This window comes from Aquimarina celericrescens (genome assembly GCF_042682765.1).
GTDB classification, from domain to species: domain Bacteria; phylum Bacteroidota; class Bacteroidia; order Flavobacteriales; family Flavobacteriaceae; genus Aquimarina; species Aquimarina celericrescens.
On record NZ_JBHUHY010000017.1, the window covers coordinates 176,014 to 188,751 of the forward strand.

A 12,738-nucleotide genomic window follows, 5' to 3' on the forward strand; every position below is an offset into this window, starting at 1 on the left:
TAAAGCGGATTTTATTGTTGATGTGGTATCTTCAGTACTCTGATATTTTCAGATCGATAAAACTGTGTTATAAAAATGATAAGAATACATATAATTGCTAATTTCAAATCTGGATAAATTAATTTTATCAGTAGAATAACTAGGTAAAACCTTTAAATCTATTTTTATGAATACAATAGCAATACGTAAGAACGACACAAACGTTAACACGTCTTCTGATTTTGAGAATTTAAGCCAAAAAAGAAATAAGACTTCTTTATCTAATGTATTTGATGTTTCAATTTCAGAAGCCACCTTCGAATTTTCAAAAGAAATGCAACGGTATACGATACAATGCTTTAACACACATTCTTAGTATCAATATTTTTTGTAGTGAAAATATTAAAATGAAGTACGCTTTGTAGTTGGTCAAAAATATTTTCTAAATTTTGCGCTTTACGCTAAAAAATTGACTGGACAATCGCATGTAATTAAGGTAATACAATACTTTATACAAAGTATGTTTAGATTCATACGATCAAGGTACCAGAAAAGATCCCTCCCATTCGTTCTTTTCTTTCTCAAATAACACACGAATGTGGGCTGGTCTTTTTAAACGCAGGTATTCAATTTTATCGGGAATTAATTTAACAGCGGTAAAGAAGTGTTTTTCTTCCAGAAAGTCTACCTGCTCGGGATTCTTAATTTCTTCACCAGGAGCCAACTGAGTGGTATAATCTTTTCTTGATTTTTGAGGGACCTGTTCCCAAATCTTTTTTAGGGTACTGTCATCAGTAATAATCTCAGCTTTCGCTCTTATTGAGAGTTGAATTAATCTGTCAGTATCAAGAAAAAGAAGACTTACCGTATTATGTTCATTAATATGAGTAATTTTTCTAGATCTTTTATCTGTATACACCATTAGATTTAATTGCTCATCTATATCCCGAAGTACAACAGTTCTTAATCTTGGAGTACCATTAATACTTGAGGTTCCTAGTGTGAAATATCTAAACGGGTGTCCCGTCGTTTTGGTGGCTTTTTTAAGATCGTTTATAATGGTAGAGAAGATGATTTCGGTCATTGGTAATAATAATTGTGGTTATTCTTATAAAGTTAATCAATTTATAAAGGAAGATCAAAAAAAGGCATCCAAATTTGGATGCCTCTTCATAACTAATTCGACATAGTATTTAATTTATAACCCATGGACCTTCAAATGTTCTAACTGGGGTTGATTGATATTGCATGATTTCAGTACCATCTTCGTTGGCTAATAAATATCTTCCAGTACTGTTTGAAAATTCTATAAAGGCAGCGGCTCCAACTTTTTCAAATAACGTACCATTTGTATTTGAAATTCCGTTAAACCAGGTGTTAGAATTCTGTGTGGCTTCCCAGGAACCTTCACTAGTAGAATATAGAGCGTATTTTTCTCCTGACTTTCCAAAGAATGCTATCGTGCTTACCCCAACTCGTACACCAGCACCAAAACCTTCATTTACAAAAGGAAAATTACCTGAATCACCAAAACCAATATTAACAATGAATGGTTGGTCTCTGGGGTCAAGAAAAGTTCCAACAGGAGTTGTAGGGGCATCACCAACCGTTCCTAATGTAGTATCCCCTTTACTATATTTAAACCTGGAAGCACTCAATCCTGTTTTATCAAAGAAATATATTCTGGTGTCGGATAATTGCGTAGCAGCACCTACATTATCCAAAGGTACTTCACCTAATGGTGAATTTGTATCGGTAATACTAAATATTCCTTTAACCATACCAGTAGCACCATTATACCAGGCATATTTGGTACCGAGTTTATTAAATATCAAAATATTACTTTTTGCTATTTGGGTCATTGCACCAATTCCTCCACCATCTTCATCATCTTTGAATAGATCAACGATTGATTTATAGCCCTCAGGAGGCAAAATTCCTTTTAGTTCACAATTTACAACATCATATTCTGTGGCTAGTTTTGTCCCTACAATCTGGCTAGGGTCTTCCAAACTGTTTACAACATAGGATAGTGGCAGTCCTGCAGCGATATTGGTAGATTCACCCAGTCTGTTTAATAGATTTTGCAAGTTATTTACTCCTTCATCTCCATCCAATACAGTTCCAACGGTCTCAAATGTTCCTTGTGCATCTCCACCATATGCAATGACTTTAATACTTAAGTTGTTATATTCTCTTAAAAATTCGAGATCTACATTGCCTTCTACTTTAGTTGTTAAGCCTCCGTAAGCTCCATTTAAAGCAAGCTTCATGTCTTGTGCAGATGCTGTAGACTCATACAACATATAAAATATTCTTCCATACGTAACCGATGAGATAAAAGTCGCTGGATTATCAGCCTGAACAAATTTTCCTAATTGCTCTGGAGTAACACTAGAATCAAATACTTCATCAAGACTGGTGGGCTTAACGTAGTTCATAGTATAATAAGCTTGCGTTAATTTGACCAGAACACTACTATACTCAGAACTTGTATTCAAAGAGAAGTTTGTAGATACTTTTGATGCAAAAGTAGAAACGCTTAGACCCATCTCTAATGCTAACTGCTCTTTTGAGTTTATTGATTCTACCTTGAGATCAAAATTTGCCGGAACGATGTCTCCATTTTGAGCGACAATATCGTTCATTGCTTGTGCAACTGTACCTTGATCTATTTCATCAACTTCTCTTGTGGCGACCGGGTTCCCAGTGACTAAATTATAAGAAATTTTACCCCGAGCCCTTTTAATAACTATATCAGAAGGGGTTGCATTGGATAACGTTTTTCCTTGTAATAGGTTACCAGGCCAGATTATAGAAGCGTTAGTATTAAACAATGGAAACTCTCCATTACCATCCAATACACTTACTTTTTTTCTGGTACATATCCAACGTTGTTCTACCTCAGAACCATCTTCTAAGGTTTTGTCGTAATCATTATTAAATGGTTCACTAGTCGATAGCGTATCAGACTTTCGTGAGGATGGAAAAGTTTCAAAATCATCACCAAGAGCTATGACCTCTGCAACGGTTTGTGGATCTGTGTTACTTCCTGGATCTACCGTATCTTCTCCATCATCTTTACTACATGCTATTACCAATCCGGTGAAAAGGATTAGTAATAATTTTCCCAAGTTTTTTTTACGAGTTTTCATAATTAAAATGTTTTGTGGTTTATTAATTATCATCATTTTGTGTGATCTGTCCGCTAAAGTCTGCAGCCCCTAATTCGGACAGAACACCGACAAAACAATACGAGTCAACTTAATGACATTACAAACTTAAAGTGTTGATTTGTTGTAAGGAAAATTAAGCAGTGGACAAACAGTGGACACCTAAAAATTAAGTAGATAATAAAAAGAAAGTAAGAGTATAAACCCCTGTTTTTAGAGGTTTAATACGGTATCTTGCAAAGAGGCGTCGGTAGTGATTTGAAGTTTCTTTCGAAGGCGGTATCTGGCTTTTTTGATTCCTTCCTGAGAAATATTTAGGATATTTGCCATCTCTTTTGAAGATAAATTCATTTTCAAGAGAGCCATCAAGCGTAATTCGTTTGACGTAACATCTGGATATTTCTTCTTAACGTTGCTATTAAAGTCTTTATGAACTTCTTCAAAATATCTGGCAAAATTCTCCCAGTTGTTGTCATCTTGCAAATCAAAATTGATAGTGTGTATTAACTGTTGGTAACCATTAGTATCGTTTTGAGATGTTTTTAGTTCTTCTGCTTTTTGTTTTAATCCTTCTAATACTTCATTTTTTTTGGCGAGGTGCAAAGCATGGGTAGTAAGTTCTTTCTTTTTAAAAGCCAATTCACTATCTAGTTTTTCCTTTTCGAGTTTATTACGCTTTATTTTTTGTCGAAGCCCATACACACCGAGGCCGAAGATGACAAAAGAGAGAAATAAACCAGCTCCTAGCAAAATACGTTGTAAATTATTGGTTTTAGCCTTTTGTTCCAATAATTCAATTTCACTTTTCTGAAGCGCTATTTCTTGCTCTTTTTTCTCTGTTTCATAAACGATTTGTAATTCTTTCGTTGCACGACGATTTTCTGCAGTAAAAATGGTATCGCTGAATGTTTTATTCTTTTTAAAACTTTCTAGAGATTCTTTGTATTTACTTAACTTTTCGAGAGCAGTTGATTTATAGAGATGTGCTTTGGTTAAAACCCTTGGATCGTTAATTGAATCTCCTAGTTGGATACTTTTATCAAAAAATTGGACCGATTTGCTATACTCTTTGTTGGCTAAAGTTGCTTTTCCTATATCGAAAAGAACATCTGCTTCACTAAAAGGAGAGGAAATTGTTTGCCAGATCTCATATCCTTTTGTTAGAAAATCGATAGCAGTAGTATAATTTTCCTTTTCATATTCTAAGTTGCCAAAATTAACATAAGTTCTAGCGATATTAGCTTTGTACTCTTGTGCAATAGAAAGTTCTAATGCTTCTTTGAAATTTTTTTCGGCCTGTTCATACTTTTTCAGGGCTACATTAGAAGATCCTATATAGTTTAGGATATGTGCTATGTTTTGTATGTTTTCTTCTTTTTCATATAATTCATAGCTTTCTTTGAAAATTTCGATTGCTTTTTTGTGTTCTTCAAGTGCCTGGTATGTAATTCCTATTTGAAGAAGGTCTTCTGCCATTCTAAAATTATCCTTTACCTTTTGGTGAATTTTTAAGGCTTTAAGCATATTTTTTAAGGAAATATTATAATAGCCTTTCGATTTAAAAATACTTCCAATCATGTGATAAGTATTACCTAATCGTAAAGAATCTTTTAGTTGTATAAAAACAGGGATATTACTTTCCATAATGGAAATAGCACTTTCTGTATTACCTTGATAATGATCTAAAATCCCAATGTTATGTCTGATGTTTGCAGCTCTTAATGTATCCTTTTGTTCTAGAAAAAAAACTGCAGATGCTTCTAAATAATGCCTTGCCGAATCTATTTTTCCCTGTCTATAATAATAATTTGCTTTTTGACCATAGACTTTTCCCATTTGTTGAGAATAATTGCTCTTCTTATATAATAGTTCGGCTTTATTAATAACATCTAATGTGAGTTTAGGATCATTGTACATGCTATATTCGGCAATCCATAGATAGTTTATGGCTTTGACCGTATCAATATCGGTTTCGGCGATAATTTTTTGCAAGCTATCTATTTTTTTTTTGTTTTGGGCAAACATCGAATAATAACAACAAAGACATCCCAAAAGGAGAAGTGGTTTTAGAAAAGAGCCCATAAGATAGATGGTTGATCTATTAAATGTACAAATAATTATTTTATCATTTTGTTAGCTAGCGGATTCTGCATTCTTTTGCGGGGTATAAAGTGAAATTTTTGCATTGGTTTACCAAAGCATTCTTAATAGTTTTGTTTTTACATAATACTATATAATAGATTTGATAATTAATAAAAGTAATAAGCTTTCCAAAAATTATCAATTTAGGATTTCAGGGTTATCAATTTAATTTTATTTTTGCCTATGCAAAACAACAAGGTACTTATTCTAGACTTCGGGTCACAGGTAACACAACTTATTGGGCGTCGCGTAAGAGAGCTCAATATTTATTCAGAAATACATCCATATAATAAACCTCCAAAAGACATTAACAGTTATCATGCTGTTATATTATCAGGTAGTCCACTATCAGTTCGGGGAGACAACGTAGCTCATCCGGATCTTAGCGAGATACGCGGTAAAAAGCCACTACTAGGTATTTGTTATGGGGCACAATACCTTGCGCATTTCGGTGGTGGGGAAGTGGCAGAATCTAATACACGTGAGTACGGACGAGCAAATTTGTCTTATGTTGGCGATAATGAATTGTTTCAAAACATTTCAAAAGGCTCACAAGTTTGGATGAGTCATAGTGATACGATTAAAAGACTACCAACCAACGGAGAGCTTTTGGCAAGTACTCATGACGTAGAAAATGCTGCTTTCAAAATTAGTGGAGAGAAGACCTACGCTATTCAATTTCATCCAGAAGTGTACCATACCAAAGATGGAACACAACTGCTAGAGAATTTTCTAGTACATATCGCCGGTGTTGCTCAGGATTGGACACCAGATTCTTTTGTAGAGGAAACGGTAGACAAACTAAAAGAGCAATTGGGAAATGATAAGGTTGTATTAGGCCTTTCTGGAGGTGTGGATTCTTCAGTTGCGGCTATGTTGTTACATAAAGCTATTGGTAAAAACCTTCATTGTATTTTTGTAAATAATGGTTTGCTTCGTAAAAATGAATTCTCGACCGTCCTGAAGCGTTATGAAGGAATGGGACTCAATGTAAAAGGTGTAGATGCTTCGGCACGTTTTTTGGAAGCTCTTGCAGGAGAAAGCGATCCGGAAAAAAAGCGTAAAGCTATTGGGAGAGTATTTATCGAAGTTTTTGATGATGAAGCACATGCTATTAAGGATGTTGCCTGGTTAGCACAAGGTACTATATATCCAGATGTTATCGAAAGTGTCTCGGTAACCGGTGGTCCAAGCGCAACGATAAAAAGTCATCATAATGTAGGGGGGTTACCCGATTATATGAAGTTAAAGATAGTAGAGCCCTTAAAGATGTTATTTAAGGATGAGGTACGTCGCGTTGGAGCTTCAATGAATATGGATAAGGATTTACTGGGTAGACATCCCTTCCCCGGACCTGGATTGGCTATCAGGATATTGGGAGATATAACTCCAGAAAAAGTAGCTATCTTACAAGAAGTTGATGCTATTTTTATTAATGGGTTAAAAGAAAATGGGTTGTATGATAAAGTTTGGCAGGCAGGAGCAATTTTATTACCTGTGCAAAGTGTAGGGGTAATGGGGGACGAGAGAACCTATGAAAACTGCGTTGCATTGCGAGCTGTTGAAAGTACAGATGGTATGACAGCAGATTGGGTGAACTTACCCTATGAATTTTTGCAAAAAACCTCTAACACAATAATAAACCGGGTAAAAGGCGTTAATAGAGTAGTATATGATATAAGCTCAAAACCTCCAGCTACGATAGAGTGGGAATAGAAATATAACTATATTGTAATTTTGGAGTTGGGGAATTAAAAATAAATTAAATGAAAAAGTTTTTATTGTTCTTTATAATGTTGATTATTGGTAATGCTGCCATAGCACAACAATATAAGAGTCATACGGTTGCCAAAGGAGAGAATGTATATCGAATAGCAAAACGATATAATACGACACCTGAGGCGATTTATAAAATTAACCCCACTGCCAAAGATGGTATAAAAGAAGGGCAAATCCTTGCTATTCCTGTGACAGACGATCAGGAATATAAAACTCACGTTGTTGAGAAAGGAGATACTGTTTTTAATCTATCGCAAAAGTATAACATCTCTCAAGAAACTATCTATATTCTCAATCCAGAAGCGATTAACGGTATAAATATCGGACAGATTCTTAAAGTTGGTAAAATTGAGAAAAAAAATCTTACCGCGATTGATGGAGCTCAGGAAAATAAAGACTCAGTATTAGACAGTCTTAAAGTAATTCCAGAGGGGCCTAAAATTATTCGTTACATAACGCATAAGGTAAAGCGAAAAGAAACTCTATTTGGAATTGCTAAAAAATACAATGTAACTGTTGAAGATATAAAAAAGCAAAATAAAAGATTGTATTCCGAGCAAATTAAAAAGAAAGACAAAATTAGGATACCAGTATTTGCTAAAGAATCGATAACAACTCCTGTAGTTATTGATAGTATTGGTAGTAGGATTACCACTACAACCAAATATAAAATAAAGCCGAAAGAAACAAAATACGGAATTGCAAGAAGACATGGAATTACGATATCTCAGTTAGAGCAGCTTAATCCCGGTATGGATCCTGATTTTCCTATTGGTATGGAGATTACAGTGCCTACCACCATTTTTGTATCCCTGAAAGATTCAATACAACCAGGATTTGAGCTCTATAAGGTAAAACCCAAAGAGACTATTTTTGGGATTTTAAAACGTACAGGAATTTCTTCAGATTCATTATTCAACATGAATCCGTATTTAAGGGAAGGACTAAAAGCAGGTATGGTGATTACGATACCCAAAGATACTGTAGCTGTTGACATACCTCAGGGGCAATATCTCGATTTGGCAAGCAAATTATACAATTTTAAGCCTAAGAAAGTAGCGGTTATGTTACCTTTTAGTCTTGATACTTTAAATTTTGAAGCTATACAGGAAACAGAGGAATATCTCAAAAATAAGCAGAGTCTTAGGATCGCATTAGATTTATATAGTGGTATCTTGATAGCAGTTGATTCTGCAAGAACCAAAGGAATTACTACAGAACTTAACGTATATGATACTAAAAAGAATAATAATAGGGAGTATATCGAGAAATTACTTCGTGAAAATAGTTTTGATAGTACAGATGCGGTAATTGGACCACTTTATCAAAATAACTTAGAAACTGTCGCAGCTGGGCTTAAAAAGTACAATACACCTGTTTTTTCGCCAGCTTCTAGAAAAGAATCAAGTTTATATGATAATTTCTTTCAGACTAGGCCAACCAATATAATGCTTCAGGATAAAATAATATCTTTTGTAGAAAAAGATTCTACAGATAAGAACATTATTATTATCGTGCAACAAGGCAAAAAGCACGAAAAAATTAAGGAGAAACTAATTGCTAAATTTCCAGGAGCAAAAGTGGCTAGAATTGAAGAAGGAAATTACCTCTACGAAGTTCATCTTAATAAGGTTTTGGTTGAAAATAAACCGAATTGGGTGTTTCTGGAATCCGATGATGTGGCCATGCTAAGTAATGTTATCCCTTTACTAAGTGCAAAAGCAGAAAGTCATCAAATTACTCTGTTTACTTCCGATAAGAATAGTGCTTTTGATAATGATAGTGTCAAAAATGAAAACTTGTCAAAGCTGCATTTGCATTATCCATCGGTAGATAAAGAATTTGACGAAAAAGAAGTTGAAGGAAAGGAACAAATAACTCCATTCACCAAGAGGTACAAAAAAGAATATGGCATAGACCCTAATAATTGGGCCATTCGTGGTTTCGATATTGCATATGATATACTAATGAGGTTAGGGTCGGCAGATGATCTTTACAGCGGTGTTTCTTTTAAAGGTACTACAGAATATGTAGAGAACAAATTCAATTATGAGAAAAAACTGCTGGGAGGGTATTACAATAATGCCACATATCTAATCAAATTCGATGATGATTTGAAGCTCACAGTAGCCGAAGAATCTCAGTAAAATAAAAGTATAGAAGGATTTAAGTATACTAGTAATATCATAGAAATTTATTCTTATGTTAATAAAATAATATATTCAATTAGAATAAAAAGAGATTTTTCTATATATTTGGATATGTTAAGATTACCTCTTTTCTAGGATTTCTCTATGAAATAGGTTTTTTTTGGCACTATAATTGATCATTCAAGATTGTAAGGAATACATTAAAAAATAATTTATATTCAATTCTAAATTCTGTATATTTAGAGTGATAATACATCTATTTTGAATAGCACTAGCAGTATATTGCCCCATACTGTACATCAAGTGCTTTGAAATAGAGGAAATATAACTTTTGGTTGGGCATAATTGTTACAATTATGGGTAAATACTTTACTATTGTTTTATTTTTATTTGTTGCCAATAATAATGGTTATGTAGGGAAGTTTTCATATGCTGAAAGAAGCGAATTAGATTGGTCCGATTTTAGGGGTAGGCCAGAAATGAGTAGTAATTTTGACGCTAGTGTTAATACAGGAATAACTTACCAATGGGCCTACGGTAAAGACAAAGGAGATATAGAATTAAATTACCAGGTAGATAGCTTTTGTTATCCTTCTTTATCATGGGTAAAACGTGGTCAAATGTCTAAACCTCTTCTTCTACATGAGCAATTACATTTTGACATTTCTGAATTGCATGCCCGAATAATGAGAAAAAGATTAAAAGAATATAAAGCGGGCCAAAATATTAGAAGAGATCTTAATAAAATGTATAAGCTGGTGGAAAGAATGAGAATCAATATGCAGGAGAGATACGATGAAGAAACAGATCATTCTAGAAACGAAGTCAATCAGAAAAAATGGGAGAAAAAAATAAAAACTCTCATGTGGTACTACAGAGATTATACCAAATAATCTTATTTCTACGTAAGGTATGAATCTTCAGCCTCAAAAAGATTTCTTAATCAAATTAGCTCATACCAAGATGCCTTTCGGCAAATACAAAGACCGATATCTTATTGATCTACCCGAGTATTATATCGTATGGTACGCTAACAAAGGTTTTCCAAAAGGACTGCTCGGACAACAAATGCAAACGGTTTACGAACTAAAAATTAATGGCTTAGAGTATTTAGTTAGAAATATTAAAAATATATAGTTACATATTTACAAATTCATAACCAGCAAGTTCATTTACCTTTAAATTTATTTTTGTTTCGTTTAGTAGAACTCCATGCTCTACAAAAGCCTTTAAATTAGCAAGCCAAAATGTCCATCCATTACTGCATCCATAGTATACTTTTAGTTTGCTCTCTTCATCAACTGGAATATCAAATTGTGTCAAGATTACAATAGTCACATTATTTTTCTGTTCAAGTTTGATCGATACTTTAGACGATTCAAAAGATATTTCTATATAATCTTTTCCATTAGCCGAAATAACCTCTCCTTCTTCTTTTCCATCCCAGTTATACCATTGCCAGACGTAGGTATCGCCTTTTTGAATATATTCTGAAGGTTTTCTAATGACACCTTCGAGACTTTTATATTCAGCATTTTTTAAAAACCATGATGTAATTCCTGCAGTAGTCGCCCATAAATCATATAGTTTTTTAATAGGCGAATGGATATAGATTTTTTTGGTAAATGAATCCCATTGTAACTTTTCCATGAGTAAAATAATTTGATTAGGTGGTTTCCTAAAAATAATAAAAAACAATATTAAAAATAGTTAAATATCTATATTTCAGAATGTTAAATTTTAATAAGTTAAAATCTTCATAGTAATTATCTGATTTTACAACGAATTCTGTAAGTTTAAGCATTGTAAGAAATTCAAGATCATGTTTCTTTACAAACACAAACACAAACACAAACACAAACACAAACACAAACACAAACACAAACACAAACACAAATCTCAATTTTTCAACATGAAAATAAAAGAATATCTACTTTGGAGTGTCATTTTTTTTATGGGTTTGCAGTTAAAAGCCCAAGAATTTGGTGAAGGGCCTTTTTCTCAGTTTATTATTAGAGGGGTTACACTAATCAACGGTAATGGATCACCTCCCAGAGGTCCGGTTGATATAGTAGTAGAGAATAATATCATTAAAGATATAAAAGTAGTAGGATATCCTGGAGTTCCTATTGACGAAAGTAAGCGACCAAAATTAAAACCAGGAGGTAAAGAAATTAATGCCGAGAGAAAGTATATTTTACCTGGATTTGTAGATATGCATGGTCATATTGGTGGAGTAGCACAAGGTGCTGAAGCTGACTATGTTTTTAAGCTGTGGATGGCACATGGGATAACTACAGTAAGAGAACCAAGTGGGAGAGGGCTTGATTGGACCATGAAACTAAAACGATCTAGTGAGAAGAATGAAATTGTAGCTCCTCGCATTTTTGCCTATACAGGTTTTGGCCAGGGAAGCAATGAGCCCATTAGCAGTCCTGAAATGGCACGAAATTGGGTAAGAGAAAATGCTAAAAAAGGTGCAGATGGAATCAAATTTTTTGGTGCTGCTCCTGATATTATGGCGGCAGCCTTAGACGAGAATAAAAAGTTAGGATTACGTTCTGCTTGTCACCACGCACAAACAGATGTAGCACGTTGGAATGTTTTAAACTCTGCTCGAGCCGGACTTACTTCTATGGAACATTGGTATGGACTTCCTGAAGCGCTGTTTGAGGATAAAACTGTACAACATTATCCGTTGGATTACAATTATCAAAATGAACAAGATCGATTTGAAGAAGCAGGAAAATTATGGAAACAGGCTGCAAAACCTTATTCTGACCATTGGAATACTGTGATGAATGAACTTATAGCACTTGATTTCACTTTGGATCCTACCTTTAATATTTATGAAGCCAGTAGAGATTTACAACGTGCACGTCGTGCAGAGTGGCACGAAGAATATACACTTCCTTCATTGTGGCGTTTTTATCAGCCCAGTAAAATTTCACACGGCTCGTATTGGCATGATTGGGGTACAGAGCAAGAAGTCGCCTGGCGAGAGAATTATCGCTTGTGGATGACCTTTATCAATGAGTACAAAAATAGAGGTGGAAGAGTAACCACAGGATCTGATTCAGGTTTCATTTTTCAGTTATATGGTTTTGCATATGTAAGAGAATTAGAGCTGCTAAGAGAAGCCGGTTTTCACCCTCTTGAAGTCATAAGATCTGCTACCTTAAATGGAGCAGAGGCTCTCGGGGTTTCTGATAAAATCGGAACTATTGAAGTCGGTAAACTTGCAGATTTTGTAGTTATTGATGAAAACCCGCTAAAGAATATAAAAGTTTTATATGGTACTGGTGCAGTTCGTTTAACAGAAGATAACGATGTGGTAAGAGTAGGTGGGGTTCGCTATACCATCAAGGATGGAATTATTTATGACGCTAAAAAACTGCTTGCTGATGTAAAAAGAATGGTAGATGAAGCCAAGAAAAAGGAAAATTTTAAGATTTTACAACCAGGGGTAAAGCAATAACTTAAAAAGAGGTGTCTGATTTTTGTCAGACACCTCT

General features: G+C 34.2%; 10 protein-coding genes. 6 read left to right on the forward strand and 4 right to left on the reverse strand.

The genetic code is table 11. The features are described from left to right. Positions 1–166 precede the first annotated feature (166 nt). A complete protein-coding gene (locus ACFSJT_RS17480) occupies positions 167–355 on the forward strand; it encodes a hypothetical protein (RefSeq protein WP_378321628.1) in 189 nt (62 codons plus the stop codon). Between the two features lie 162 nt (positions 356–517). Here ACFSJT_RS17480 and ACFSJT_RS17485 read toward each other — a convergent pair whose 3' ends face one another. From ACFSJT_RS17485 to ACFSJT_RS17495, 3 genes are all read right to left on the reverse strand, one after another. Further along, positions 518–1,063, reverse strand: coding sequence for a pyridoxamine 5'-phosphate oxidase family protein (locus ACFSJT_RS17485; protein ID WP_378321629.1), 546 nt, complete (start codon positions 1,061–1,063; stop codon positions 518–520). Positions 1,064–1,172: 109 nt separating this feature from the next. After that, positions 1,173–3,134 carry a thiol-activated cytolysin family protein gene (locus ACFSJT_RS17490; protein WP_378321630.1) on the reverse strand — a complete coding sequence of 654 codons (1,962 nt, stop codon included), beginning with the start codon at positions 3,132–3,134 and terminating at the stop codon, positions 1,173–1,175. Positions 3,135–3,365: 231 nt separating this feature from the next. Further along, the gene (locus ACFSJT_RS17495) at positions 3,366–5,144 is read right to left on the reverse strand and encodes a tetratricopeptide repeat protein (protein WP_378321631.1); all 1,779 of its coding nucleotides are present in this window, start codon (positions 5,142–5,144) and stop codon (positions 3,366–3,368) included. 333 nt (positions 5,145–5,477) lie between these two features. On the opposite strand from ACFSJT_RS17495, the gene guaA reads away from it, so the two are divergent. The 4 genes from guaA to ACFSJT_RS17515 all read left to right on the forward strand — a co-directional run bounded on the left by guaA (position 5,478) and on the right by ACFSJT_RS17515 (position 10,360). Continuing rightward, positions 5,478–7,010: a glutamine-hydrolyzing GMP synthase gene (gene guaA / locus ACFSJT_RS17500; protein WP_378321632.1), complete on the forward strand. Its 1,533-nt coding sequence runs from the start codon at positions 5,478–5,480 to the stop codon at positions 7,008–7,010. Positions 7,011–7,060: 50 nt separating this feature from the next. Then, positions 7,061–9,220 (forward strand): LysM peptidoglycan-binding domain-containing protein, encoded by a 2,160-nt coding sequence (locus tag ACFSJT_RS17505; RefSeq protein ID WP_378321633.1) that lies wholly within the window; start codon positions 7,061–7,063, stop codon positions 9,218–9,220. A 359-nt stretch (positions 9,221–9,579) separates the two neighbouring features. Next, entirely contained in the window at positions 9,580–10,116 is a 537-nt protein-coding gene (locus tag ACFSJT_RS17510; RefSeq protein ID WP_378321634.1) for a DUF922 domain-containing protein, read from the forward strand. A gap of 19 nt (positions 10,117–10,135) precedes the next feature. Continuing rightward, positions 10,136–10,360, forward strand: coding sequence for a DUF3820 family protein (locus ACFSJT_RS17515; RefSeq protein ID WP_378321635.1), 225 nt, complete (start codon positions 10,136–10,138; stop codon positions 10,358–10,360). Here the strand turns inward: ACFSJT_RS17515 and ACFSJT_RS17520 are convergent, their stop codons facing one another. Further along, complete coding sequence (locus ACFSJT_RS17520; RefSeq protein ID WP_378321636.1) at positions 10,361–10,873, reverse strand: SRPBCC family protein; 513 nt, start codon at positions 10,871–10,873, stop codon at positions 10,361–10,363. A 304-nt stretch (positions 10,874–11,177) separates the two neighbouring features. Between ACFSJT_RS17520 and ACFSJT_RS17525 the strand changes: the two genes are divergently transcribed. Beyond that, a complete protein-coding gene (locus ACFSJT_RS17525; RefSeq protein ID WP_378321699.1) occupies positions 11,178–12,701 on the forward strand; it encodes an amidohydrolase family protein in 1,524 nt (507 codons plus the stop codon). Positions 12,702–12,738: the final 37 nt, after the last annotated feature.

Bases quoted from the DNA above. Each gene is read 5' to 3' on its own strand.
- ACFSJT_RS17480 (WP_378321628.1), top strand. From the start codon at position 167: ATGAATACAATAGCAATACGTAAGAACGACACAAACGTTAACACGTCT.
- ACFSJT_RS17485 (WP_378321629.1), bottom strand. From the start codon at position 1,063: ATGACCGAAATCATCTTCTCTACCATTATAAACGATCTTAAAAAAGCC.
- ACFSJT_RS17490 (WP_378321630.1), bottom strand. From the start codon at position 3,134: ATGAAAACTCGTAAAAAAAACTTGGGAAAATTATTACTAATCCTTTTC.
- guaA (WP_378321632.1), top strand. From the start codon at position 5,478: ATGCAAAACAACAAGGTACTTATTCTAGACTTCGGGTCACAGGTAACA.
- ACFSJT_RS17505 (WP_378321633.1), top strand. From the start codon at position 7,061: ATGAAAAAGTTTTTATTGTTCTTTATAATGTTGATTATTGGTAATGCT.
- ACFSJT_RS17510 (WP_378321634.1), top strand. From the start codon at position 9,580: ATGGGTAAATACTTTACTATTGTTTTATTTTTATTTGTTGCCAATAAT.
- ACFSJT_RS17515 (WP_378321635.1), top strand. From the start codon at position 10,136: ATGAATCTTCAGCCTCAAAAAGATTTCTTAATCAAATTAGCTCATACC.
- ACFSJT_RS17520 (WP_378321636.1), bottom strand. From the start codon at position 10,873: ATGGAAAAGTTACAATGGGATTCATTTACCAAAAAAATCTATATCCAT.
- ACFSJT_RS17525 (WP_378321699.1), top strand. From the start codon at position 11,178: ATGGGTTTGCAGTTAAAAGCCCAAGAATTTGGTGAAGGGCCTTTTTCT.